Consider the following 25,166-nt stretch of genomic DNA (forward strand, 5'->3'; position numbering starts at 1 on the left):
TAAATATGGGTAAATTGATCTTATCAGTTATCAATAAATCTGATAACTGATAACTGTTCACTGATTATAGTTAGGGATTAATTGCAGAATTAGCCATTTTAATTAAAGAAGTGCGATCGCCTGCTTTCAAACCTACAGCATACTGCACACCTTTTTGTCGCCAAGTCAAGGTCGCATCTGAGCAATTAGCCCCACAACTAAAATCTACAAAATAGCCAGTAATGCCTTTAGCTAAAGATACCGTTTTACCAGTGAGGCGGGGTGTTTTGCTTGTCACAGCTTCAGCCGTCACGATACCCAAACGACAAGCAGTCCCGCCTGTACAATCAGGACTGAAGCCTAGTAAAATTTCGTATTTTTTAGGTGTCGCATTTTCTAAAATTGCGTACAGTGGGTCTTCCCGTTCTACACCAGGAATCAACTTCGGTAATATAATGGGAATTTGAGTCTTTTGCTTTAATTTAGGTAAAATCGGCTTAAAAACCGCATGTTGTTTGGCATTATTAGTACTAACTCCCCCTTGTGCTATTAGCTGAGATTGACTGTTGATAGATGCGATCGCTGAATTATGCCAGCTGCTAGCACTAGCTAGCAACATTACCGCACAGACAACACTGAAATTTTTTAGCCTGAAAATCATTTTGTAAAACCTATTTTGATATAAATACTGAATTTGTAAATCTATATTAGTATCAAATCATGCAAATGAGTATACATTGACATTGCCATTAGAAGTTTAAAATATCTAACGATGCTTCTATTTCTAAATCTAGAATCTTTTGCCGTACATCTTTGTGTTCTGCAAGCTTACCTTCTTTCCAATACATGTCTGCTGCTTTTTGAAAATCCTCAAGTGAACCTTGCTTATTTCCCATAGCAAAACGGGCATTACCACGATTGTAATAAGCATCAATATAATTGGCATTAATTTTGATTACTTGGGTATAACTTGCAATTGCTCCCTCATAATCTCCCAGATCATAACGAGCATTACCACAGTTATAGTAAGCATCTATATAGTTAGGATTAATCTTGATGACTTGAATATAATCGGCAATGGCTCCCTCATAATCTCCTAAATCATAACGAGCATCAGCACGGTTTTTATAAGCTACAGCATCATGAGGATTAAGTTTGATGGCTTTAGTAAACTTCTGCTGATTTGTTAGTAGATAACGAGAAATACTACCGTTTGTATCAACTATGGCATAATTAGGATTTATTTTGATGGCTTGGGTATAGTCTTCAATCGCTCCTTGATTATCTCCTAGCTGAGAGCGAGCATCAGCACGGTTTTTAAAATTAACAGCAACATGAGGATTAATTCTAATTGCCTGATTATAATCGTCAATCGCTGCTTCGTAATCTCCTAATTGGTAGTGAGATAAGCCTCTTTTATTGTAAGCTTTGGCATTATTAGGATTAATTTTGATTGCTTGGTTATAATCTGCGATCGCTCCTGCATAATCAGATATTTCATGACGAGCTAAACCTCGTTTATAATAAATATCGGCATCATCAGGGTGAAGTTTCAGCGCCTTATTATAGTTAGTAAGCGCTGCATCAAAGTCGCCTCTGGCAAAACATTCATCACCTAGCTTTTCATCAAGTAGATTGTTTCCGTTTTCAATAACAGATAAAGGCTGGATTGACTGTTTATGATATGAATCACCATTTTTAGCCGATTGTAACTGTTCTAAATAGCACCGTAAACCACCCCCATAAAGCAATTGCTCTATACCAAAAGAGATTCTACCAGTTTTCAGCTTAATCATTTTAGTCGGCAGAAATCCTGCTAAAAAAAGGTGATATTCTGGTTGTGCTTCATTCACCTCTTCTTGAATCAAAATGCAGACTACAACCGCATTTTTTTCAACTTCTTCTGAACTAATAGACCATCTTACTCTGTCAATCCGCCCATGACGAGATTTCACCTCAACCCCAATTGATGGTTCAGCCGTCAAAGTGAAATCACTTTTGCCATCACCACCAAATCGTTTTTCGTAGTCAACTTCTGTAATAAAATTAGCTAACCGTTCTTTGACAACTTCCTCACCGAGTTTGCCTTTGAGATTGTTGATAAAAACATCACGCACTGGCGACAAACGCTTATATTTTTCCGCCATCAACCAGCAAAACTCCCGTAGTGCCTTTAATCTCTCTCCAGAGATTATAGTTAATTCACTATGTTGACCTTCTGTTTCACAATGAAGCAGACAACCAGTAGTTAACCTGTTAATGAAATCAGACTGTAGCGATCGCAGTAAGGTAATCCAATCCATTGATAGTTCTGCGAGTCTTGAGGTGAGATTATTCTATTAAAATTTCTCACCGCCGTAAACCTGCAAAATTATAGCGATTCTCACCCTACCCCACTTTTTTAGGTCTTTTATCGCCAGTGGTGGGATAATATCATGTCCGGCTGATTAATCATGAATTCCGCATCTGTGCAAAAACCTGAAAACTCTTTCTCCCGCTGCTCCCTTACAGTCTTCATGATAAGTCTTTCACCAGACACGATATAATCTATCCCCTTGAGTGGGTTGAGAACTATACCCGCCCCATCTCTTGGGGAATGAAGCATAGGGCGTTTTTCCGCGTAGGGTGGGCACTGCCTAGTGGTTTGTCAATTTTGTTTTGAGGGGTTTTTGGTAGTGCGGGCCGAAAAGCCCGCGTGAGCGAGACGCTCACACTACAGTCCCTCATTTCAACCCTGACAGACTACTAGGGTGTTGACTTTGATGGAATTTTCCCGTTTTTGGTTCATGCTATTTCTGTGTCCGTGTAAAGTCTCCTTATTGTCATTGCGAGCGGAGCGAAGCAATGACTACACAAATTTTGCCTGAATTTTTATCACCTAAAAAGGCACAGAGTCAACACCCTAGGCACTGCCCACCTTCGCCTAAAATACTTATGTTTTCGTTGGTGGGCGATGCCCACCCTACGGTTATTGAGAATAAGAGTCTTCCCGCCCTTGACGACAATCGAGATTCAAGTAGTCTAGATAAAGAGGATATCTATCGATAATCTTGTCTTTGAATGCTTCTTAACCGAGCCGCATCACGCATATTATAATCACTACGAGTGAAGCGATTTAATTGCGCCTCAAAGAACTCTCGATTTGCTTGTAAGTGCTTGGGATTTTGGTCATCTAAAGGATATAAAAGCGCAGTTCTTAAGGCTTGAATGACTGCAGAAGTGACGTTATACATTGACCTTTGGAAACTCACGCCCAATTGAATCAACATATCGGCTTCACCTCGGCAATATTGTTTGTAATAATCCACTAGATATTGTGGCAAGAAGTGCAACATATCTTGCATTAATAATGTTGGTGGAATTCCAGCAGTGCCTACGGGGAAAACATCAGCGTAGAGAATGCCGTAATGGAAGTCTTTTTGATCTTCGGGTACTTGACCTGCTTGAGCATTATAAGATTTTGTGCCTCTAAAGGGTGCAGTCCGATAAAAGACAGCTTCTACATAGGGTAATGCGGCTTCATATAGCCAAGTGAAACCCTTAGATTTGGGGATAATTTCGTAACACTCGCCGTTAATATAAACGTGGTGATAGATTGGGCGTCCGGCGATCGCAAATATGCCATTAACTAAGAAATTCATGGCATCTGGAACACCTTTAAAGCCGCCTTCATCATAGATATCGGACATTTCAAAGAATACCGGTGCCATGACTTCCCAGAATAAGCCGAGATTGGAGTAGTAAGACATCTGGCGGCACTGTTCTAAGAACATATCGGGGAACAGCTTATGCAGCCCTAACATGACTGGGTTGCCTTGAAAATAAGCCTTAATTGCCCGATCAGCATTAGCTTTATATTCTTCTGAGTCCAGGTAAGCATCAAATTGGTTGACTGGTGCGTACATGTGACGATGCCAAAGCATAGCCCGCATACAAGCTTCAGCAAATTCCATATTAATGCGATCGTGGAATAAATGATGAAACAACCTCGGCATCTTGGAAGTTTCACCCTTCTCGATAAATGCCAATAGTTCAGGATGGGCTTTGGCTGTACCACGCCAAATTCTTAAATCGGCGTCATCACCAGCATAATGATTGTGTCTGTCTAGATACTCTTTGGGTAAGAAGTATTTAAAGAAGGGTAAGGGGTTGAGAAATTCGCGTTCTGCAATATAGAGGAGATCACGCCAGTAAAAATCCATCGGCACTGCATAAGCTTTGTATAAGCCGATGATTTGCATTAAGTTTTCTGGCGTATCTGGCAACATTGAACCACCAGCTTCTAAGCGGTGAATTACGTCAGCAAATTCATGTGTGGAAGGAGGTAATTTTGTGGTTGAGGGGATAGTGGTTGTTGTCATGATAATTGGTTTTTACTAAATTTCAGGTTGTTCTATTAATAATTCTTGACGCAGCTTGAGAGCATGAAAAATACTCAACACATCATGTTTCCAAACTGGCAGTATGAGTGTCATGGCGATTTCTTCGATACTATAAATAAAGCCAGCAATACAAGTCAGCCATAAGGGAATTCCAGCATAGTTAAAACCGAATAGAGCGACAATGGCAATAAAAAGTGTTATCCCCCAAAACTTTGCTGAGTAGGTGTGATAGCTAGCAGGTTTACCATATTTGACTAAATTTACTATCCACCACACCAACTGAGCAAAAACAACTGTTAATAAAGGCCAGCGAAAATCAATGACAACATCTCTATAAACCAGCCACGCACTCACAAAAATACAGCTAAAAAGGCAGACATCCGCCCAACTATCGGCTTGTCGTAATTGGGCATTGCTAACACCCAAGCGTCTGGCTATAATGCCATCGAAAATATCAGAGAGAAAGGCCGCTACAAAACCAACGATGAACCAAATACTGGTTTTGCCATCTAAGGCATCCCAGAGGAGGAATGGAGATATGAAAAAACGAAATAATACAAGTCCAGTGGGAATTAATGTGAGATTCATCTTTCCTCCTTGATTCAGTGCGTAGCTTTCTATTAGCTTAATAACTACAAGCTAATTACTGATATTTACGGCTTCAAGGCTACTTCAGAGGGGACAACTTTTTCCAACATCGGAATTGCAGCTACCATTGCTGTGGTTGTTGGTTCACTCCAACGCACTAACCAAGTGGGTTGAACTCCCAAAAAGATAATTAAAGCTGTCAACACTAAAGCTGGTGTTTTTTCAGACCACATTACTCTGGCATAGTAGGCTTTGTTGTTATCGAGTTTGCCAAAACAGGTACGATTCAAGAGGATGACGAAATACACTGCGGTTAAGGCGCTAGATAATACACACAACAGTGTGGGTATGGGGAAGTTGGCGAAACTACCTTGAAAGACGAGAAATTCGGCGACGAATCCCGTTAATCCAGGAATGCCAGCGCTAGCCATACCGCTGAGAACTAGTAGGGCACTAATGAGGGGTAAGCCGCGGATGGGACTCATTAAACCATTGAGTTGATCTAATTCGCGGGTGCCAACTTTAACTTCGACAATGCCTACTAAGAGGAAGAGGACGGCGAGAATAATGCCGTGGCTAAACATTTGGGCGACTGCGCCAACAAGTGCGAGGGGGGTGCTAGCAGCACCAGCTACCAATATATAACCCATGTGTCCGATGGAACTATAGGCTACCATGCGCTTGATGTCTGTTTGGGCGATCGCTACTAATGCCCCATAAATAGCACTGATTGCTCCCCAAATTGCTAAGGTTGGCGCAAGCGTACTCCAAGCTTCCGGAAACATCCCCAATCCAAACCGCAATAGTCCATAGGTTCCTAGCTTTGCCAATACACCACCTAGTAAAATAGCGATCGGTGCGGAAGCTTCAACATAAGCATCCGGTAGCCAAGTATGGAAGGGAACTAGGGGAATTTTGATGCCAAAACCCACAATTATCCCTGCAAGCAAGATAATTTGCATTCCGGCTGAAAGGGTTTGGGTAGAGACAGCGTCAAAAGCAAAACTGGAAGCACCAGTCAGCCATACCATACCCAGGAAGGTAGCGAGAATTAGAGCACCTGATACAGCGGTATAAATGAGGAATTTAATCCCAGCATAAGCCCGTTTTTCCCCTCCCCAAATTGAAATCAGCAGATAAAAAGGGATTAATTCTAGTTCGTAAAACAGGAAGAATAGCAGTAAATTCTCTGCTAAAAATGCACCTGCAACCCCACCACTCACTAATAGGATTAGTGAATAAAAAAGCCGTGGTCGTTGAGTCTGCTGACTGCTGCTATAAATAGCAACCCAAGTGAGTAGGCTATTTAAAACCAACATCAATATTGATAGTCCATCAACCCCTAGTTGATAGCTTAGTCCGAGGGTTTCATTCCAAGGTAGATACTCTCGAAACTGCATCCCCGGATTACTGGGATCAAATTTCAGCAAGATGAACAGATTCCAGAGAAGAACTAGGCCAGATAAAGTGAGAGATACTAAACGAATTCTACTTGCTTGGGCTGCCCCACCAGGCCAAAACCCGATAATTGCCGCACCTATAATTGGTGTCCAGATTAATACACTCAGCATGGTAATTTTGGATTTTTTAAAGGTCAAGGGTCAAGGGTCAAAGATCAAGTTCCAGAATTTGGACTCCTAACTCCTAACTCAAAACATCAACTCTAAAAATTGCACTCCCCAGAATGGCCAAGCTACCCACATTCCTAAGACGCTGACTCCTAAGAGGACGGTGAACGCATAAAATTGGGTTTGTCCGGAGGTGCTGTATTTAAGTCCTTGTCCACTCAAGAGGGAAAATAAACCGACCAGATTAACAATCCCATCAATTACTAAGCGGTCTAGCATGTCGGCAAATTTGGCAATTTGGGCGACGCCATTAACGATAGTGAGGCGATAGATTTGGGCGGTGTAAAAGTCGTAGGCGAAAAAATCTCTTAAACCTTTCCAAGGGAAGCGGATTGGTTTTTGCCAATTTCCTAAATGAATGACGGCACTAATGCTGCACCCAAAAATGGTTGACCAAATTAGCAGAAGTGCAACATCTTTATTCAGGTCTACCCAACTGGGTAGCAGTGATAAGCTTTGTAATACTAGGGGGAGATGCAAGACAAATCCTAACAAAATTACCATTGGCAATACCATTGGCCAGTGTACTTCAGGCGATCGCTCACTCATCTGCTTGGCTTTACCACCAAAAATTAAGCCAAATTCTCTGGTTAAACTAAAGGCTGTCAAACCATTAACTGCTATAACTACTCCCACCAACCAAGGTTGCTTGTCCCACAGCCCATCTCCTAATCTCATTAATGCCCAAAAGCTACCTAGGGGCGGAAATCCAATTAATCCCAAACCACCGACGATAAATGCTAAGGCTGATATGGGACGGCGTGACCATAATCCACCGAGTTGGTTGATGTCTTGGGTGATACTGTTCCAAACAATTCCCCCGGTACTCATGACTAGTAGGGCGGCGGACACTGCATGGGTAAGTACCAACAACAGCGCGGCTTCATCTTCTCTCACTCCCACGGCGATGAAGACTAAACCCATGTAAGCACTGACAGAATAGGATTGACAGCGCTTAATATCAGTTTGGGCGATCGCAATTAAGGAAGCACCAACGGCTGTGACTGCACCAATTGCAACTATAGTGGAGGAAACTATCGGCGATAAGGTTAAAACTGGTTGCAGTTTAATCAGCACCCATGCACCACTGGCAACTACTACTGAGTTCCGTAAAATCGTACTGGGAACCGGCCCTTCCATCGCCTCATCTAGCCACAAATGCAAGGGGAACTGGGCGCACTTACCCATAGGCCCGGCGATTAACGCTAAACCCACTAGGGTGATTACTGTGGGGTTAACGTTTGCAGTCGTCGCCCACTCAGCTAGTTCTGTATAATCCCACGTTCCCGCTAGAGGCCATAATGCCAACACCCCCATCAGCAAAAACAAGTCACCTACCCGTTTGGTTAAGAATGCATCTCTTGCACCGGTAACTACTAAAGGTTGGCTAAACCATAAGCCGACTAAAAGGTAGGTTCCTAAAGTGAGAATTTCTAAGATTACATAGCTGAAGAACAAGTTGTTACATAAAACTAGGGCAGATAATCCGGCTTCAAAAAATCCTAATAAGGAAAAGAAGCGTCCCCATCCCCAATCCATTTCCATGTAACCTACTGCATAAATCTGGGCGAGGAAATTCAAGCCTGTAATCACGACCACTGCACCCACACTCGCCGCAGATATTTCTACAGCAATTGTGAGGTTTAACCCTGCAGTCGAAAGCCAAGGAATAAATAGTTCTATGGGTGGCTGATTCCATGAGGCGAATAAAGCGATCACACTGTGAACCAGCGCTAAAAACGTCATTACCAAATTTACATACCCAGCCGGTCTTGGCCCTGTGCGGCGAATGATCCCCGGTGACCAAGGGACAGCTAATAACCCACCTATTAGGGCATAGCAAGGAACTAGCCAAACAGTCTCAAGGAGAAACTGAGCCATGAACTTACCTCTATAATTTGCAAGAAAAACTAAGGGTTGTAAATCAACATGACGTTGATCCCAGCTAACCCCGAACTCTCAGATAACCGAATTTTATCTTTATTTAATTTTGTTAAAATACAGCTTACCGTTATCTCAGCCAAAAAGGAATTATTTAACTAAATAAATCAGCGATATTTACTCTAATTAATTCTTATATAAGGAAGCATTTAATTCATAAATAATAACTATCAATTAGCATCTATGCATTAGTTCAGTGTTAATAAATAATAATCATTAGACTTTACTAATTGACATAAACGACAAGAGACGCTATGAATCGCGTCTCTCTAAGTTAGTAGAGTATTATCTACACTTTGATAATTTTGTCAACTAGTCACGGCGTTAGCGTCAAATTTTCTGCTCTTTACCTAATCCCCAGTCCATAATCTCAGCAGCGATCGCCGGCGTTTGGTAGGATTGACTGATAGGAGCTGGTTTCATGTCGCGGACATCCAGTAACTGGACAAGAATCAGGTAGGCGATCGCTAACAGAACAGAAATCGCACCTGTAATAATGGCAACAATTTTCGAGCGGTTCATCAAGATTTCCTATAATCCAAGTTATTTATTATGCTGTGCCTATATCCACATTGTTACAGCTTTTTCATGCCTTAGCCATATCCCTATCCTTTGCCGACACTACATTTACGCCAAACCTAGCCAAAAAAATAACCTCCAAGGAAGGGAATCCGTAGGAGGATATTAGCAAAGACATTGAAATTGTGGACTAGTCTAGAAACAAATGTATCGTTTTCCCCAAACTGCTTTCCTCATCCGATGGACGCAGTCAAGATTAACTTTAGCAGTCACCCAGGATACAATTTTTCAACAAAAGCATCAAAATTAAACTCGTTCAAGGAAAGTCGCTCAGTACAAGTAACTGATAACCGTTGAGAAAGCGATCGCTATACATATGGTAATTGATACTAGCACCAGAGTTATAGCGGTTTTCAGATCGGTGAGGTACGATTTTCAATCTCCAAGCCCATAGGGGCTGGGTTTCCCCGCCCTCTATCGTATTGCTATACATTATTATTTAACATAGTCGATGGGCTAAATATCCTTCTATAAACTTGTCAGTATTAATTTAAATCTAGTATTAAAAATAGATGTAAATGTTAAAAACTTCATCTAAACCAATATACATTAAATATTATTTCTTACTTATATTTAACTTGTTTTAACAGAAGGTTATTGAAATATAGATGTACAATAAAAATAAATGCTGATAGCTCACTTCTAACCATAACTTGGCCAAAATCCACCTGTATTTCAGCATGTTGGTTCTTAGCAAAATTAACATTGAGTAAAATTGGGTAAAAAGTAGCCCATCCGTATGCAATGGGGATATCTCGTTAAACCTAACCTGATCAGAGTTAAAAACTCTCAGGCTCTTGACATTTGGGAATCTGTGCGGTCAACACAAGTTAAGTTTATTTACACCAAGTAACCAAATACGGTTTCCTGCTGTGCTGATAAATCAGCGCAGGTGTTCTATTGCCAATTTACCCAAAAGCCTTTTTAGATTTAACATCCAGAGGTATCAATGACTATGACTACCTTGACCGAAGAAAAAAATCAAGATAGCTCCCTCAAGGAGAAACCCCATTGGCAAGGACAAAACCTCATCAATCATGGTAACGAAGAACAAGACATTAAACTAAGAAATACCGTAGTTTCCAGTTCAATTTTTCCAGGATTACATCGTGGTCGAGTCGCTATTTTTATAGATGGTTTAAACCTATTTCATTCAGCTTTACAACTCGGTATTGAAATCGACTATCTCAAATTGCTTTGTCGTTTAACTGAAAATTCCCGATTGTTACGTGCTTTCTTCTATACAGTAGTTGATTCCTCAAGGCAAACATCTGTGCGTATCCGCGCTCATGAAAAGCAGCAAGGTTTTCTATTTTGGATGCGCCGGAATGGGTATCGTGTAGTCACCAAAGAATTCCAGCCTACTGATAATTCAAAAAAACCAAACATCAATGTAGAAATTGCTGTGGATATGATTACTTTATCTCCCTACTATGATACTGCTGTCTTAGTCAGTGGAGATGGAGATTTAGTCTATGCTGTGAATGCCGTCAGTAGCAAAGGAGCAAGGGTAGAAGTTGTCAGTTTACGAACCATGACAAATGACAACTTAATTGATGTTGCTGACTACTTTATTGACTTAGATAGCATTAAAAAATACATCCAAAAGGATGCAAATATCGGCTACAATTACCGTAGTCTATCTAATTCTAGTATTTAAATCTACTGATTAATTTCACACCTGTAGCAATTTTCTGGAGTAAAATGACAAACCAGGAAATCACTCTGCGTATTTTACTCACTCCTAATTGAGATGGATATTTTAATTGTTGAGGATGAACCAGAAATTGCTCAGTTAATCCAACTGTCTCTGGAAAAAGAAGGATTTTCCTGTCGCGTTAGCCGTGATGGGATCAATGCTTTGCGAATATTTCAGGAACAACAACCAGATTTAATCATTCTCGACCTCATGATTCCTGGTTTGGATGGGCTAGAGGTTTGTGCCAGAATGCGCCAAAAACCAGGTGTGAAAGACCCCTATATTTTGATGCTCACAGCGAAAGGGGAGGAAATCGATCGCGTTATTGGCTTATCTACTGGTGCTGATGATTACATGGTCAAACCCTTCAGCCCCAGAGAACTAATCGCTAGAGTGCGGGCGCTATTGCGGCGTAGCCTCCGTCAAGGAGGACAAAATCAAGTCAATCGTACCCAACACTTTCTAGTAGATATAGAACAACGGACTGCTAGTCGCCAGCTAAACTCCCAACCACCAGAAGTTATGGACTTAACTACCCTAGAATTTAATTTGTTAAGTACCTTTATTACTAATCCTGGTCGAGTGTGGAACCGCACCCAGCTAATTGATAAACTTTGGGGCGATGACTTTTTTGGTGATGAGCGTGTGGTAGATACTCATGTAGCGCGCTTGCGAAAAAAAATTGAGCCTGATCCGGCTAATCCCACTTTCATCAAAACTGTGGTTGGAGTCGGCTATAAATTTGAAGATTCCCCTGTAGCGTGAGCATGATGAAAATAGGCTTGCGAATGCGGCTATTGTTTTCTCACCTAGTGGTGATGTTTGTAGGAGTTATTAGTCTGGTGATTATCAGCAAAATTTCTTCTCCTCGGTTCTTTGTTCTGCACTTGCAACGACTAGAAAATGAGGGATTAGATTTAATTGATGTCCGGACTGAATTAGTGGAAGGATTTGAAACAGCTTGGCGACGAAGCACCATTTGGTCAGTCATAGTCGGCACCACTGCAGCGGGAGGATTGAGCTATTGGGTATCTCAACGGATTATGCAGCAGTTGACCGAGATGGAACAAATTACCCGCAAGTTTGCTGCAGGTAATCTCGAAGCCCGCTTACCAGCGTCTAATATTCCCGAACTCAATCGACTAGGTGCTAGTTTTAACCGGATGGCAGCTAGTTTAGAAGGGGTGGAAGCACGGCGGCGGGAACTAATTGGAGATATGACCCATGAGCTGAGAACACCGCTAACAGTTGTGCGTGGTTACTTGGAAGAACTAGCTGATGGGGGAATTGAACCGACTCCTGATATTTATCAACGGCTAGCTAGAGAAACGAAACGCTTAGAGCGATTAGTCAACGATTTGCAAGAACTTTCTAAGGCTGAAGCTGGTTATCTGCCAATTAACATCCAGCAAGTAAATCTGCGTCCTTTGTTAGAGTCATTAGTGGAAAAATTTACTGACCAGTTGTTAGAAGATGGGCCAGTTTTAAGCTTGGAATGTCCAGCCTCACTGCCTTTAGTTTTGGCAGATGTAGACCGTACGGAGCAAGTGTTAGTCAATCTGCTGGGTAATGCAGTGCGCTATACCCCTCAAGGTGCCATTACTATTCGTGTTTGGACTGACGTATCTCAACTGTGGATTGCTGTTGTTGATACAGGTATTGGCATTGCCCCTGAAGATTTGCCCCATGTATTTGAGCGCTTCTGGCGTGCTGACGAATCCCGCACGCGTCAATCTGGGGGTACTGGTATTGGTTTAACTATTTCTCACCGTTTAGTGGAACTGCAAGGCGGTCAGATGCAAGTAGAAAGTGAACCGGGATCTGGTAGTAATTTTCAATTTTCCCTACCGTTGGCTTGAATTCTTGAGAAATATATTACCTTCCCAAAGGATTGTCACAAGGCAGTCATAGCCGCGTCATATCCAATTGCTAGCTTGGAAATTGGGCACTTTTACTGAGCGTAGTCGGAGAATAACCTATTGCCTATTGCCTGTTCCCTGTTCCCTTTTTTGTGATTTAGTAATTATGTCTACTCTTGTTGTGGCTGGATGTTTAGTGAGTTTACTAACTGTATCTGGTTGGGTAGCGATCGCCTACTTATTTCCTCAAAATCAATCTAAAGACTAAGCCGCTATCACAAGCTACAAAAGTGACTGGTGACTAGTACGCCACGGCGTAAATAAAGCTACCATTTTAAAACCACACAGAGCTTACAGTATATACCTCTTACTTTCATACTTCATACTTCAGCCTTCTTGTACTAGGGATAAGTGTTTTTTAATTCAACACTCAATACTCAGAAGTTTTTCCAGTTGATTTCAAATTAAGTGAAACTACTGATTTAAGGTTTTTCCTACTTAGCTTAACATTTATATTAGATTCTTAAAATAAAAACTTGCTCTTCAAGTATTATAAACTTCCCCAGTTAAGAATATGACAAATTCATTTTATTCACTCATCTAATAGCTTCAGGAGTGTTGGCAATGAAACAAATCCAATTGACTTTAGTTATTAGTTATCTATTGATGTCATGTTATTTCTTGAGCAATTGGTTAAGATTTTCTTGGCGACATCCAACTTCGTCTCCAGAAGATAAATTTTTATCTTTTTTAATGTCTTTGATGACAACTATCTTTTGGCCTCTAGTGATTCCCATGTCTTGTTTAGAAATGCTCAAGACAGGGAAACTAGAACTAAACACGGTGATTCCTATTCTTTTAGCTGCATTTGCCTTTAGTATTTCATACTACCTGAGCTATCTACAGTGAGCGGAGATTTTACTATTATAGCGATCGCCATTGAATCTACTTTCAAGCCTCATAGTCGGATAATTTCTGAATTGCTCCCGAGTGAAGTTTTCAATTATACCAACCGACATCTAGTATTTTAGTTTGTAGTTAACACTTCAGTATTAAAAATCAGTTGCAAATCCGCAGCATTGGCTTGCCAGATGTATTTGGTGAGAATTATACTCAGATTCGTCAGGTTATTAGAGTGTTAGATACATTGTGACTATATTAGCCGGACGCTACGAAATAATTGGGCAATTGGGGGGAAGGGGCTTTGCAATTACGTTCCTGGCAAAAGATCATCTGCAATCAAGTAACCCTCTGTGTGTTGTCAAACAACTACGTCCCTATCATATCCATCCCCAGCTAGTAGAGTTATTTGAACAAGAAATCACAATTCTGGAAAAACTGGGTAAACATCCCCAGATTCCGCAACTGTGGGCATACTTCAGCGAAAATCAGCATCTTTACATAGTGCATGAGTTTATTCCAGGACACGACTTGAGTCAAGAAATTTTGCCTGGGAAACGTTCTGATGAAAGGTATGTCACCGATTTGTTGCCGGAAATTCTCGAAGTCTTAAGCTTTGTACACAGTCAAGGAATTATTCATGGCGATATCAAACCCAGAAATCTCATGCGACGGTATGAAGATGGTAAGATTTTTTTGCTCGATTTTGGGACAGTCAAGGAAATCGCCTCGCTGATGGTGGATGCTGAGGGTGAATTTATTTCCAGCGCCGTAATTGGTACACCTGGCTATATGCCTAATGAGCAAAAAAAAGGTAATCTTTATCTCAGTAGTGATGTGTATGCTTTGGGGATAACGGCTATTCAAGCTCTGACTGGGATTAAGCCTGGCAAACTTCCACGAGATATCAAAACTGGTGAAGTGATCTGGCAAGACCAGGTAAATATTAGCACACATACGGCTGGCGCGATCGCTAAAATGGTGTCACCTAATCCTAGTCAGCGCTACCCAAATGCGATCGCGGCTCTACAAGGGTTCACTTCTCCATCCCCACAAAGCACTGATTGGTCGCGTCGTCAAGCCATTAAAGCTTTTAGTTGTGTCGGTGCTGGCTTGGCTGCATCGGTTTTAATCCAGAAAATTTTCCCATCACCGACAACAGAAACAACAGTACCACTATTAACCACACCCGATTCTCTGGGGAAATCTTCAGGAGCAACCGCACGAGCTGCAACTCACGAGAGATCATTCCTCAAAACTGCTCAATTTGAAGTGGTGACAGTGGATAAGTGGGGAAAAATCATTAATCGTTACCCCAGGGAAGCGAGGTTCTTTACAGAAGAATTGGGTCGAGATATTCCCCTGGAGATGGTGCAAATACCTGGTGGTAAATTTGTGATGGGTTCATCCCCAGAAGAAAAGGAGCGACACCAGGATGAAGGGCCAAAACACACTGTAGTAATTAAAACTTTTTATATAAGTAAATTTCCTATCACTCAAAAACAGTATCAGGCGGTAATGAATGAAAATCCCTCCAGATTTATTGGCAGACAACGGCCTGTAGAACAAGTAAGTTGGGATGATGCGATCGCTTTTTGTCGTCAACTATCTCAACAGACTGGTAAAAACTATCAATTGCCTAGTGAAGCACAATGGGAATATGCGTGTCGAGCCGGAACTAATACCCCATTCCACTTTGGCGAGACGATAACTAGCGCTTTAGGAAACTACGATCCAAACTTCACCTATGGTTTAGCCCCCCAGGGTAAGTATCTGCAAGAAACCACGGTTGTCGGCAGTTTCCCCCCCAATGCCTTTGGACTGTATGATATGCACGGGCTAGTTTGGGAATGGTGTCAGGATATCTATTTTGACAGTTACAACGGCGCTCCTACTGATGGCTCGGCGAGAATTAGCGATCGCCCTCATCATCGCTTGCTACGTGGTGGTTCTTGGGGTGATAAGCCTGGTGACTGTCGTTCAGCAAATCGCATCAAATACCCCCAAAATTTTCGCTCCTTGCTACATGGCTTTCGGGTGGTGCTATCTGTGCTGAAACATTCTGAGTGAGCGATCGCTAGCAAATAAACCTGCTGGATAAATCAAAGACAAAAAATAAGGATAGACTTTTCAATCTATCCTCCCAAATTCATTTCAATAACACATTTTTTGTAGGGTGGGCACTGCCCACCTTTGCTGAAAACGCTAATGTTTTTCTTAGTGGAGGATGCCCATTCTCGCTAATTAAAAATGCTGTTACATGTCAGTTATTATCAGATTATAGTTATTGCACCTTAGTAGGGAAAGCACCAGGTTGAACAGCTAAATTAAGATTCTGTCCATTGCGTCGCAACTCCAGACGCACATCGCCACCAACTTGGCTATTTTCGACAGCCCTTTGCACACTGCTAGCGTCTTTTACCAATTGACCATTGAGTTTTTGGATAACATCACCTGCACGAATTCCTGCTTTGGCAGCTGGCGAATTTGGTACAACTTTTACGACTAAAACACCATTATCTTCAGTGACATTCAAACCTACATTAGGGTCTGAGTTAATATTTTGCTTTAATTCAGGAGTTAACCCAACCATCTGAATTCCCAAATAAGGATGTTGTACTTTACCTGTACTAATTAATTGATTAGAAATACGTTGCGCTGTATTAATAGGAATAGCAAAGCCTAAGCCTTGGGCACCTTGAATAATGGCCGTATTCATCCCAATCACATCGCCACGAGAATTAAGTAAAGGCCCACCGGAATTACCAGGGTTAATCGCCGCGTCGGTTTGAATGTATTCTACTCGCTTATCGGGAGCGCCGATTTGATTGCTAGAACGTCCAGTCGCACTAATGATACCAGTAGTGACAGTACTATCTAAACCTAAGGGATTACCAATGGCGATCGCCCATTGTCCAGGTTGTAGTTGATCTGAATTACCTACCGTCACTGTTGGCAAATTATCCGCCTGAATCTTCACCACAGCAACATCTGTTAATTCATCTTTCCCCATCACCTTACCTTTAAAGCTACGCCCATCCTGCAGGACAACTGTCACAGTGTCGGCACCATCGACAACGTGGGCATTTGTCAAAATCCGACCATCAGCACCGATAATAAAGCCTGAACCAGTACCCCGTTGCACTTGCCTTTCAGGTGAAGTCGGTAGTCGAGAGCCAAAAAAGCGGCGGAAAAATGGATCGTTAAATTCATCTGGTATTTGGGTTGTCACTGTGCGGGAAGAGTTAATTCGCACCACAGCCGGCCCAACCCTTTGCACTACCTGAGTTACAAAGTTAGGATCTGTGCCAGCTGGTATTGGAGGGGCAGCATTTACTGGACTCACTGCCAAACTTGATGCACTCTGAGAAACCTGTTCCCGGTGTCCAGCCAAATAGCCACCTGCTAATGTCATCCCAGATCCCAAAAGCACCAGCGATAGAGAGGCTGCTGCCTTTGTCCAGGGTGCATAACGAGGGTGTTTTGAACCAGAGTTGTTCAATGAATTATCTTTTGAGACGTCTTCTCCGTCGCGTGGTTGATTTTGCATTTGCTGTCTGGAAGGATATCTAGATGTATTACTAATATAGATATTTTTTTTGACATTTTTGTTGCAGGGGTATTGCGCTGGTGTGAATAGTTTGATATGTCACTGTGCTAAACAGTAAATCTGACATGTAAGTAAGTAACTAGTAGTCTGTCAATTTTGTTTTGAGGGGTTTTTGGTAGTGCGGGCCGAAAAGCCCGCGTGAGCGAGACGCTCACACTACAGTCCCTCATTTCAACCCTGACAGACTAATAGGCGTGAATAATTCACTTTTTTACCTACAGGACTTACGCAATTGGCACACATATTTTCTGGTGTAAGAGTCAAAAGTCAAGAGTCAAGAGTCAAGTGGCGTTCAAAAATCAATGTTTTTTGGACTTTGGACTTTTGACCGCAGGCGGAGCGTCTCCGGCTCCGCTCTGGACAACCTCTTGTGTTCAAAATATGACACTTGCGTAAGTCCTAACCTAATTTTTTTCACCTCAGATTTCACCACCTAATCTACCAAATGGGTGATTTTATCGCCTGATTGTCATGTTTTATTAAAATTAAGAACTCATAATTCAGATAAAGATCATGGTAGCAGGGATAACCAAGCGGCAGCTGGTAATTATTGGTGGTGCTGAAGACAGGGATGGAGATTCGCAAATATTGAGAGAGTTTGTGCGCCGCGCTGGTGGTACGAAAGCCAGAATTGTCATTATGACGGCGGCTACAGAACTACCAAGAGAAACCGGAGAAAATTATATTAGAGTGTTTGAGCGCTTAGGAGCGGAGCAAGTTCGGATCATTGATACCGAAACTCGTGAAGATGCAGCTTCATCTACAGCATTAGAAGCGATCGCTAAAGCAACAGGTGTATTTTTTACTGGCGGTGATCAAGCCCGCATCACCAGCATCCTCAAAGACACTGAAATTGATACAGCTATTCACCAACTCTTCTCAGAAGGTATAGTTGTGGCGGGAACCAGTGCCGGAGCCGCCGTCATGCCAGATAAAATGATTGTAGAAGGTGACTCACAAACAAACCCCCGGCTGGAAATTGTCGATATGGGACCCGGTTTAGGTTTTCTGCCTGGAGTAGTAATCGATCAGCATTTTTCCCAACGTGGACGCTTGGGACGCTTAATTTCAGCATTGTTACAAGAACCGGCTGTCTTAGGATTTGGCATTGACGAGAATACGGCGATGGTAGTCACCGATAACCAAATCGAAATCATTGGAGCCGGCTGTGTCACGATTGTGGACGAGTCAGAGGCTACTTATAACAACCTTAGTGAAATTCTTAGAGATGAACCCTTAGCAATTTGCGGAGCAAAGCTGCATATTCTACCACACGGGTACAAATTTGATCTGAAAACCCGCCAACCCATCATAGACCAGAGCGTGGCGGCAAATGTCTCTGTGCCAGTTGGCTCAACAAGCACTTAAATTTTAGGAATCAGAGAGTAAATACTTGCAGACAGGTGAATGTTTAAATCTTGCGTCACCCTAAATTTAGGGCTGTGATATTATAAGAGACTGCTGCATAAAATTAGAAAAACTAGAAATTAAATCGATCATGGCCCTGACGCAACTGCGAAAACAAGAACTCATTTCCAACTACCAGGTTCACGAAACTGATACTGGTTCATCTGAAGTCCAAGTGGCTATGTTGACTGAGCGCATTAACCGCCTCAGCGAACATCTCCAAGCCAATAAAAAAGACCATTCTTCTCGCAGGGGATTGTTGAAGCTAATTGGTCAGCGTAAGCGACTTCTAGCCTATATTCAACAAGGCAGCCGGGAAAAATATCAAGCTTTGATTGCTCGCCTCGGTATTCGTGGTTAGGAATTACCGTTTATGTCTGCTGAAGAATCTGAACGCAGTCGCTTGCCTTTTGAACCAAACAAAAAGCGCCAAAAACCAATAAAATCTCAGAGTGAACCAGTAATACAACCCAAAGAATCTGGGAAAAAGGCTGACAAGCGTCCGACTTTCGCTAAGGAAGAGATGGCAATTCCCCAAGTTGTCAGTCAGCGGATGGTGCGTCGAGTCGCTGGATTTTGTGGTATACCAACAGCATTAGGCATTACTACCTTAGTTACCAGCTATCTGCTTGCAGTTAACACCGACATCAAATTACCTCCCGTTGCCGTGTTATTGGTGAACATGGGATTTTTTGGTCTAGGGGTTTTGGGAATAACCTATGGTGTACTCTCCGCTTCTTGGGATGAAGAAAGAGCAGGTAGTCTCCTGGGTTTGAGCGAGTTCAACACCAATTGGGGACGAATGGTAGCGGTTTGGCGCGAATCTCGGCAAAAAAACGTATGATGGCGCTCAGACATCCATCTGCTCGTCAATTATTGGTTAGATTTTAAATCAGTGAACAGTGAACAGTGAACAGTTATCGGGCATACGGTGGTGGATTTAAACCCGTCCTTACGAGCGATGCTACAAATAGCCGCTAATGCCACTTTCTCTACTTGGCAAGACCCCACTACCTCACCAACAACGCCTTCGACCAATTGGTTAAGGACAGTCACCCAAGCGATGAAACTGATAACAGTTAACTGTTAACTGTTAACTGTTAAAAGCAACTCAACTAACCAAAGAATTTAATATGATCGTAGTAATGAAGATTGGTTCTCCCGATGCGGAAATCAACCGTATTAATGAGGAATTAACCAGTTGGGGGCTAACACCAGAGAAAATTATCGGTAAGCACAAGGTTGTCATTGGTCTAGTAGGTGAGACCGTTGATTTAGACCCCCTCCAAATTCAGGAAGTTAGTCCTTGGATTGAACAAGTATTACGGGTAGAACTGCCTTATAAACGGGCTAGCCGCCAGTACCGTCAAGGGGAAGCTTCGGAGGTGATAGTTAACACTCCCGATGGGCCAGTTGTGTTTGGTGAACACCATCCCTTAGTAGTTGTAGCTGGGCCTTGCTCAGTAGAAAATGAAGACATGATTGTGGAAACCGCACTCCGCGTTAAGGCGGCTGGCGCTAAATTTTTACGCGGTGGTGCTTACAAACCCCGAACTTCACCTTACGCTTTTCAAGGACACGGCGAGAGTGCTTTGGAATTATTAGCTAGGGCTAGAGAAGTCAGCGGACTCGGTGTCATCACGGAAGTCATGGACGCTGAAGACCTAGATAAAATCGTCGAAGTTGCCGATGTAATTCAGGTAGGTGCGAGAAATATGCAAAATTTCTCCCTGCTGAAAAAAGTCGGGGCACAGCCAAAAGCGGTGCTGTTAAAGCGCGGCATGGCTGCTACTATTGAAGACTGGTTGATGGCTGCTGAGTATGTTTTGGCAGCGGGAAATCCCAATGTGATTTTATGTGAGCGAGGAATTCGCACCTTCGATCGCCAGTTTACCCGTAATACCCTAGATATATCGGTAGTGCCTGTATTGCGAAAGTTGACTCACTTACCAATCATGATTGACCCTAGTCATGGCACAGGTTGGTCTGAGTTTGTACCTTCAATGGCAATGGCAGCGATCGCAGCTGGAACTGATTCTCTCATGATTGAGGTTCATCCCAACCCGAAAAAAGCTTTGTCAGATGGACCCCAATCTCTGACACCAGAAGCTTTTGACCGCTTAATGCCAGAATTAGCAGTGATTGGTAAGGCTGTAGGACGCTGGCCACAACAATTAACAGTTATCAGTTAACAGTTATCAGTTAGCAGGCGTATGTGTAGATTCTATCTACAGCACAACAACGCCTTGCTATGTCACGCAGCGTGATTAAGCCCAAAACCCTTACAAATGACAAATGACGCTCCTTACTTTTCCGCAAGAATCGCGTAAATTTCCTGTTTAACTTGCTCTAGCAGTTCCCGCACCCGATTCATCCGCGCCACATTGCCACTGCGAGCAACCTGCACTATCACACCAGCTAATTCTGTTGCTACTTTCCGCAACTCAATAAACTCTTGGGGCTTACCTGTCATAAAACTTTTGAAAGCATCCCAAGGTGAATCAGAATTTTCTTGTTGGTTACGCTCTGCTAAGAGTTCTCTACCCTCATCTGTAATTGTATAAACTCGCTTACCGCCTTCTTGAGAACTTTTGAGATAGCCACCTTCTTCTAGCATCTGAAGTGTGGGATACACTGAGCCAGGACTAAGGCGGCGGAAACCACCGTAGCGATTTTCCATCTCTTTAATTAGGTCGTAACCATGACTAGGATGCTCTGATAGCAGTTCCAGCAAAATAAACTTGATGTCACCTTTACGAGTCCGGTATTCATCTCTCCAACCACGACCAAACATTTCATCACCAGGGTGCTTGTCATGGTGTCCACCATGATGCTTGTCATGCTGGAACCGATGACTCACAAAAAATGAATCATCTTCGCTAACTCCTGCCCATGCAGGTACCAGAAAACGAGAACGAAAGTGTCTAAACATAAATGAATCTCAAATCAACTTTTTCTACTATACGATATATCGGAATAAATTGCGATATATCGGAATAGAATTTTATGCTGATTTAATTTTTAGTAGAGCGATCGCTCTTTTGATGAAAAGCGATCGCCTTTTCAAAGTTATAAGGACAGAGAGATTTTAGCGGCGTCTACCAAATGAGCGGCGGGGTGCAGAACTACGTCCACTACCAAAGCTGCTACCGCTGGGACTGCGTCTGGTTGAGTTAGAGTTACCCGAAGGTCTCAATTCACTACCACCAAAACCGGAACCACTCGGACGGTTCGTCGTGTTACGTGGTGTGGTACGTATGGTTGAATTGTTAGGAGATGACCTTCTAATTGTTCCTGTACTGCGGAAAGCAGTACGATTTCTCACCGCCGCAGGTGGCTCATTGTAGCGACCCCGGTAGCTCGATACAGCTTGATCATAGCTGCTACCATACCCACCATAACCAGTCAAAGGCCGTCCCGATTGATAAACAGGAGGTACGTAATATTGAGGTCTAAACAATAGACTACCAATAGCTTGACCTGCCAAGTTACCAGCTACTGCCCCAGCAAATGGTGCCCAGAAATTAGATTCTTGGCGGACTACAACTGTTTCTTTTTGCCCTGTTTGGGGATTAGTTTGGTTTTCGGTGACGTTGTGGACATACTCGATTTTAAAATCTTCTGTCAGGTATAGTGCCGGCTGTCCATTTTCCACCTTCAGATATGTTTTATCACCTGCCTTGATTTGCTCATCAGTCAGCCGGGCCATTTGTAAGTTTTCGGTTTTAAAAGTTGGAGGCTTACTGTTGATTAAAAACAGCGTGTAATCTCCAGTAGCATCATCATAAGTTGCTTGTTGCACTTGATACTGACCATCACTTAATTTGGTGGCAGCAGAGTTTTGACTCACATTTTTAGTGGGAGATGTAGTTTGGTTAGAACCTCCACAGGCAACAGTTGTCAAGCACAAACTCAAGGCTAAAACAACAACTGTGAATTTACGTAGTATGGTCATGATCATTGCACTATTATCCTATACTTGAGCTTAACAATTATCGATAAGGGTAGTAAGTACGGTCTACCCTACAAGTTACAAAGGAATTAATTCTGGGTAATATTGCAACAACTGATCGTTAGTGAGTTCATCGCCTAACTGCGCTGGGGAAAAATGCACTTGGATGGCTTTAAGTTTATGCTTGTAGTGCAAATTAATTAAGGCTTTAAAAGCTTCCTTTAGTGCCTGAATATTAGCAAGGTCAGTTTCTAAATCTGGGACTTCACCTTCATAAGCCACCGTAATCATCACAACTATGTTACGTGTTACAGGTATAGATAAAGGTTCATTGGCTCCCAAAGGAGAACTAACATCGATATCAGCGGCGTATCGTTGAGCCGAATCGGTAAATAAATCATTGACATAATCTCCCGCCTCGCCTTCATCCCAAAAAACATCACCTTCATTGGCAGCAGAGAGCCAATATTCATCATATTGCAACAGAGTTTGGCTGATTTGGACTAATTCTTCCCCCAAAATTTCTAAGTCACCATCGGCAGCGATCGCTGCTCTACCAGCACTATTTAATACTCCTAAAATGGGAGCTACTTCATCACCTCCTAAATGTAGAAATAAGCGAAAGACAACATAGCGAGTCCGTCCAATCATTCTATTAAAAGTATCGCGCATTTTTTTCCTCCATAAATTTGTTAGTTGTCATTTGTCATTCGTCATTCGTCATTTGCTACTGGTTGAAGAAGAATACATCCGTCAGAATCAATCAGTCGCGGGTCTGAATCCCCGACTGAATTGTTGCACTACCAAATTTTCTTGTTTATGCGTGTGCTTAAACCTGATTATTCATCCGCTTTTTCCTACAGAATACCTTTCCTGAATTCTGAATTCTGACTCCTGAATCCTGAATCCTGAATCCCGACTCCTGACTCCTGTTAGATAATGGAAAAATGGTACATGTAGAACGTGGGTAGAGTAATTTCAGACTTTATCTGACTATTTTTCAGTGTAATGAAAACTTTTAATGAAATCGACAATCATATTTAAAGAAGGCAGTAAGGATGTTGCTGAATCATTGGATGTGTCATCAAAAAATTTAGCACTAGAATCAGAGGGATTAATTAATCTTTTACCAAAGTAAGGATTATCATGTATAATAAGGCTCTGAGCGCTGGAATTGGTCAAAATTGTCTGGGTAGGTGCTTTAAAAAAGTTTAATTTCGCAGCTATGTCTAGATTTTTTTTCATGGCTTTAATCTTCAGAGCTTGATTTCTAGCTTGCTCGATCAGAGAGATAATCTGCTTCACCTGATGGGGGATTTTTAGCCCCAGTTGGGATATATCTTTGCTCATCATCATTTCCACCACTTTATCAATATTTTGTTGTGTGTTGGCACTATCTCTAAAGGGCAAAATTGCAATATAAGCTGTGGTTAACAAAGCTTCGTCGCTATCTACTCGGAAGGTGAAAACAGTCCGACGACGGCCAATTTCCGTGGTAGGGGGCTGTTTTAAGCGGCGATATTCGCGAGCAATTTGGTAATAAACGCCAGCGAGGGCAAAGTTGGCTTCATGTTCTAGGGCGGCATCGACGATAATGCGGATTGTTGGTGGAGTTTCATTAAAAAAGTCCCGTGAGTCTTCAGAGTCGAACTTTTGAATGATGGAGCGATCGCCTGTAGGAGAAAGGTCTATCCATTCACAAGTCATACCTTCAGTTTTTAACCCAAACCTGGAAGTGGCATAAAGTTTCGCCCCAGTTAAAATCGCTCCCGTTAAATCAGCGCCGATCCATTCGGCTTTAATTAATTTTGCCTGAGTTAAGTTGGCATGGATTAAACTCGCATTTGTTAAGTTTGCGTTACTTAAATCTGCTCCAATTAAAGTGGCCCCACTCAATTTTGCTCCGCTTAAATCTGCCCACCGGAGATTAGCCTTACTTAAATCCGCCCACCGGAGATTAGCGCCGCTTAAATCTGCACCACTGAGGTTAGCATGACTGAGATTTGCTTGTCTAAGTTCAGTATCTCGCAAATTTGCACCACTGAGGTCTGTACGACCCATATCAGTGGCGTTAAGATTTGCCATTTCTAAATTGGCCCCCGTGAGTGAAGCGCCTCTCAAAGTCGCTTCACTTAAGTCGGCGCGGCGGAGATTTGCTTGTCGCAATGTTGCTTCCCGTAAATCAGCGCCACTGAGATTAGCCTCAAATAAATCAGCGCGACTGAGTTCGGCGCGGATTAACTCGGCGCGAATTAATGATGCTCCTCGGAGTTGAGCGCGACTGAGATCCGCTCGAATCAAATTAGCAACGTTGAGACTGGTATTGTTGAGAATGGCACTGGCAAGATTCGCGCCACTAAGCCTAGCAACATTCAGCTTGGCATCACTCAAATTGGCTTCGCTGAGATTTGCACCACTGAGGTTAACCACACTCAAGTTGGCGTAGCTAAGATTTACACTGCTGAGTTTGACACCGCTCAGATTGGCTTCAGAGAGGTTAGCACCACTAAAATCTAGAACTCCATCTGCGTATTTTTTGAGCAATTCTTCTACATTCATCAATGCTATCCCTCTGATGCCAAGTTAAAGTATGCAGAAAATAGATTAAATCAGTGAAATGTTCACTGTTCACTGTTAACTGA

The 25,166-nt window shown here is 42.4% G+C and carries 22 protein-coding genes; 10 read left to right on the plus strand and 12 right to left on the minus strand.

Annotated features, from left to right (window positions below):
* Window positions 1-70: 70 nt before the first annotated feature.
* The 7 genes from CAL7507_RS05025 to CAL7507_RS05060 form a co-directional block, all read right to left on the minus strand.
* Complete coding sequence (locus tag CAL7507_RS05025) at window positions 71-640, minus strand: hypothetical protein (RefSeq protein ID WP_015127351.1); 570 nt, start codon at window positions 638-640, stop codon at window positions 71-73.
* An 88-nt stretch (window positions 641-728) separates the two neighbouring features.
* Window positions 729-2,282: a tetratricopeptide repeat protein gene (locus CAL7507_RS05030; RefSeq protein ID WP_015127352.1), complete on the minus strand. Its 1,554-nt coding sequence runs from the start codon at window positions 2,280-2,282 to the stop codon at window positions 729-731.
* Between the two features lie 735 nt (window positions 2,283-3,017).
* On the minus strand, window positions 3,018-4,340 hold the full coding sequence (locus tag CAL7507_RS05040) for a CO2 hydration protein (RefSeq protein WP_015127355.1): 1,323 nt from the start codon (window positions 4,338-4,340) through the stop codon (window positions 3,018-3,020).
* A 15-nt stretch (window positions 4,341-4,355) separates the two neighbouring features.
* Window positions 4,356-4,949 (minus strand): CDP-alcohol phosphatidyltransferase family protein, encoded by a 594-nt coding sequence (locus CAL7507_RS05045; protein ID WP_015127356.1) that lies wholly within the window; start codon window positions 4,947-4,949, stop codon window positions 4,356-4,358.
* Between the two features lie 65 nt (window positions 4,950-5,014).
* Entirely contained in the window at window positions 5,015-6,520 is a 1,506-nt protein-coding gene (locus CAL7507_RS05050; RefSeq protein ID WP_015127357.1) for an NADH-quinone oxidoreductase subunit M, read from the minus strand.
* A 78-nt stretch (window positions 6,521-6,598) separates the two neighbouring features.
* Entirely contained in the window at window positions 6,599-8,458 is a 1,860-nt protein-coding gene (locus CAL7507_RS05055) for an NAD(P)H-quinone oxidoreductase subunit F (RefSeq protein ID WP_015127358.1), read from the minus strand.
* Between the two features lie 390 nt (window positions 8,459-8,848).
* A complete protein-coding gene (locus CAL7507_RS05060) occupies window positions 8,849-9,040 on the minus strand; it encodes a hypothetical protein (RefSeq protein WP_015127359.1) in 192 nt (63 codons plus the stop codon).
* Between the two features lie 1,006 nt (window positions 9,041-10,046).
* Between CAL7507_RS05060 and CAL7507_RS05065 the strand changes: the two genes are divergently transcribed.
* The 5 genes from CAL7507_RS05065 to CAL7507_RS05085 all read left to right on the plus strand — a co-directional run bounded on the left by CAL7507_RS05065 (window position 10,047) and on the right by CAL7507_RS05085 (window position 15,625).
* Entirely contained in the window at window positions 10,047-10,757 is a 711-nt protein-coding gene (locus CAL7507_RS05065; RefSeq protein WP_015127361.1) for an NYN domain-containing protein, read from the plus strand.
* 93 nt (window positions 10,758-10,850) lie between these two features.
* Window positions 10,851-11,561, plus strand: a complete 711-nt coding sequence (locus CAL7507_RS05070) for a response regulator transcription factor (RefSeq protein ID WP_015127362.1) — start codon at window positions 10,851-10,853, stop codon at window positions 11,559-11,561.
* A gap of 5 nt (window positions 11,562-11,566) precedes the next feature.
* Window positions 11,567-12,655 carry a cell wall metabolism sensor histidine kinase WalK gene (locus CAL7507_RS05075; RefSeq protein ID WP_015127363.1) on the plus strand — a complete coding sequence of 363 codons (1,089 nt, stop codon included), beginning with the start codon at window positions 11,567-11,569 and terminating at the stop codon, window positions 12,653-12,655.
* Window positions 12,656-13,279: 624 nt separating this feature from the next.
* Window positions 13,280-13,564 (plus strand): hypothetical protein, encoded by a 285-nt coding sequence (locus CAL7507_RS05080; protein ID WP_015127364.1) that lies wholly within the window; start codon window positions 13,280-13,282, stop codon window positions 13,562-13,564.
* Window positions 13,565-13,804: 240 nt separating this feature from the next.
* The gene (locus CAL7507_RS05085) at window positions 13,805-15,625 is read left to right on the plus strand and encodes a bifunctional serine/threonine-protein kinase/formylglycine-generating enzyme family protein (protein WP_015127365.1); all 1,821 of its coding nucleotides are present in this window, start codon (window positions 13,805-13,807) and stop codon (window positions 15,623-15,625) included.
* A gap of 214 nt (window positions 15,626-15,839) precedes the next feature.
* On the opposite strand, the gene CAL7507_RS05090 is transcribed toward CAL7507_RS05085, so the two are convergent.
* On the minus strand, window positions 15,840-17,105 hold the full coding sequence (locus CAL7507_RS05090) for an HhoA/HhoB/HtrA family serine endopeptidase (protein WP_015127366.1): 1,266 nt from the start codon (window positions 17,103-17,105) through the stop codon (window positions 15,840-15,842).
* Between the two features lie 573 nt (window positions 17,106-17,678).
* Here CAL7507_RS05090 and CAL7507_RS05095 point away from each other — a divergent pair.
* From CAL7507_RS05095 to aroF, 5 genes are all read left to right on the plus strand, one after another.
* A complete protein-coding gene (locus CAL7507_RS05095; protein WP_015127367.1) occupies window positions 17,679-18,533 on the plus strand; it encodes a cyanophycinase in 855 nt (284 codons plus the stop codon).
* Between the two features lie 130 nt (window positions 18,534-18,663).
* Window positions 18,664-18,933 (plus strand): 30S ribosomal protein S15, encoded by a 270-nt coding sequence (rpsO, locus tag CAL7507_RS05100; protein ID WP_015127368.1) that lies wholly within the window; start codon window positions 18,664-18,666, stop codon window positions 18,931-18,933.
* Between the two features lie 12 nt (window positions 18,934-18,945).
* Complete coding sequence (locus CAL7507_RS05105; RefSeq protein ID WP_015127369.1) at window positions 18,946-19,416, plus strand: PAM68 family protein; 471 nt, start codon at window positions 18,946-18,948, stop codon at window positions 19,414-19,416.
* Between the two features lie 90 nt (window positions 19,417-19,506).
* The gene (locus CAL7507_RS32220; RefSeq protein WP_160166312.1) at window positions 19,507-19,662 is read left to right on the plus strand and encodes a hypothetical protein; all 156 of its coding nucleotides are present in this window, start codon (window positions 19,507-19,509) and stop codon (window positions 19,660-19,662) included.
* Between the two features lie 43 nt (window positions 19,663-19,705).
* Window positions 19,706-20,764 carry a 3-deoxy-7-phosphoheptulonate synthase gene (aroF, locus tag CAL7507_RS05110; RefSeq protein WP_042341191.1) on the plus strand — a complete coding sequence of 353 codons (1,059 nt, stop codon included), beginning with the start codon at window positions 19,706-19,708 and terminating at the stop codon, window positions 20,762-20,764.
* 113 nt (window positions 20,765-20,877) lie between these two features.
* On the opposite strand, the gene CAL7507_RS05115 is transcribed toward aroF, so the two are convergent.
* The 4 genes from CAL7507_RS05115 to CAL7507_RS05130 form a co-directional block, all read right to left on the minus strand.
* Entirely contained in the window at window positions 20,878-21,504 is a 627-nt protein-coding gene (locus CAL7507_RS05115) for a PadR family transcriptional regulator (RefSeq protein ID WP_015127371.1), read from the minus strand.
* Between the two features lie 156 nt (window positions 21,505-21,660).
* Window positions 21,661-22,533: a hypothetical protein gene (locus CAL7507_RS05120; RefSeq protein ID WP_015127372.1), complete on the minus strand. Its 873-nt coding sequence runs from the start codon at window positions 22,531-22,533 to the stop codon at window positions 21,661-21,663.
* Window positions 22,534-22,602: 69 nt separating this feature from the next.
* Complete coding sequence (locus tag CAL7507_RS05125; RefSeq protein ID WP_015127373.1) at window positions 22,603-23,196, minus strand: DUF1517 domain-containing protein; 594 nt, start codon at window positions 23,194-23,196, stop codon at window positions 22,603-22,605.
* A gap of 321 nt (window positions 23,197-23,517) precedes the next feature.
* The gene (locus tag CAL7507_RS05130; protein WP_015127374.1) at window positions 23,518-25,083 is read right to left on the minus strand and encodes a pentapeptide repeat-containing protein; all 1,566 of its coding nucleotides are present in this window, start codon (window positions 25,081-25,083) and stop codon (window positions 23,518-23,520) included.
* Between the last annotated feature and the right edge of the window lie 83 nt (window positions 25,084-25,166).

Origin of the sequence: Calothrix sp. PCC 7507, assembly GCF_000316575.1 — a bacterium.
Taxonomy (GTDB): Bacteria; Cyanobacteriota; Cyanobacteriia; order Cyanobacteriales; family Nostocaceae; genus Fortiea.

What these genes read in the sequence shown, in the direction of transcription:
- CAL7507_RS05080 (WP_015127364.1), top strand. Translation starts at nt 13,280, where the DNA reads ATGAAACAAATCCAATTGACTTTAGTTATTAGTTATCTATTGATGTCA.
- CAL7507_RS05125 (WP_015127373.1), bottom strand. Translation starts at nt 23,196, where the DNA reads ATGCGCGATACTTTTAATAGAATGATTGGACGGACTCGCTATGTTGTC.
- CAL7507_RS05115 (WP_015127371.1), bottom strand. Translation starts at nt 21,504, where the DNA reads ATGTTTAGACACTTTCGTTCTCGTTTTCTGGTACCTGCATGGGCAGGA.
- CAL7507_RS05105 (WP_015127369.1), top strand. Translation starts at nt 18,946, where the DNA reads ATGTCTGCTGAAGAATCTGAACGCAGTCGCTTGCCTTTTGAACCAAAC.
- CAL7507_RS05090 (WP_015127366.1), bottom strand. Translation starts at nt 17,105, where the DNA reads ATGCAAAATCAACCACGCGACGGAGAAGACGTCTCAAAAGATAATTCA.
- CAL7507_RS05070 (WP_015127362.1), top strand. Translation starts at nt 10,851, where the DNA reads ATGGATATTTTAATTGTTGAGGATGAACCAGAAATTGCTCAGTTAATC.
- CAL7507_RS05065 (WP_015127361.1), top strand. Translation starts at nt 10,047, where the DNA reads ATGACTATGACTACCTTGACCGAAGAAAAAAATCAAGATAGCTCCCTC.
- CAL7507_RS05050 (WP_015127357.1), bottom strand. Translation starts at nt 6,520, where the DNA reads ATGCTGAGTGTATTAATCTGGACACCAATTATAGGTGCGGCAATTATC.
- CAL7507_RS05060 (WP_015127359.1), bottom strand. Translation starts at nt 9,040, where the DNA reads ATGAACCGCTCGAAAATTGTTGCCATTATTACAGGTGCGATTTCTGTT.
- CAL7507_RS05025 (WP_015127351.1), bottom strand. Translation starts at nt 640, where the DNA reads ATGATTTTCAGGCTAAAAAATTTCAGTGTTGTCTGTGCGGTAATGTTG.
- CAL7507_RS05130 (WP_015127374.1), bottom strand. Translation starts at nt 25,083, where the DNA reads ATGAATGTAGAAGAATTGCTCAAAAAATACGCAGATGGAGTTCTAGAT.
- rpsO (WP_015127368.1), top strand. Translation starts at nt 18,664, where the DNA reads ATGGCCCTGACGCAACTGCGAAAACAAGAACTCATTTCCAACTACCAG.
- CAL7507_RS05055 (WP_015127358.1), bottom strand. Translation starts at nt 8,458, where the DNA reads ATGGCTCAGTTTCTCCTTGAGACTGTTTGGCTAGTTCCTTGCTATGCC.
- CAL7507_RS05030 (WP_015127352.1), bottom strand. Translation starts at nt 2,282, where the DNA reads ATGGATTGGATTACCTTACTGCGATCGCTACAGTCTGATTTCATTAAC.
- CAL7507_RS05045 (WP_015127356.1), bottom strand. Translation starts at nt 4,949, where the DNA reads ATGAATCTCACATTAATTCCCACTGGACTTGTATTATTTCGTTTTTTC.
- CAL7507_RS05095 (WP_015127367.1), top strand. Translation starts at nt 17,679, where the DNA reads ATGGTAGCAGGGATAACCAAGCGGCAGCTGGTAATTATTGGTGGTGCT.
- aroF (WP_042341191.1), top strand. Translation starts at nt 19,706, where the DNA reads ATGATCGTAGTAATGAAGATTGGTTCTCCCGATGCGGAAATCAACCGT.
- CAL7507_RS05120 (WP_015127372.1), bottom strand. Translation starts at nt 22,533, where the DNA reads ATGATCATGACCATACTACGTAAATTCACAGTTGTTGTTTTAGCCTTG.
- CAL7507_RS05075 (WP_015127363.1), top strand. Translation starts at nt 11,567, where the DNA reads ATGAAAATAGGCTTGCGAATGCGGCTATTGTTTTCTCACCTAGTGGTG.
- CAL7507_RS05040 (WP_015127355.1), bottom strand. Translation starts at nt 4,340, where the DNA reads ATGACAACAACCACTATCCCCTCAACCACAAAATTACCTCCTTCCACA.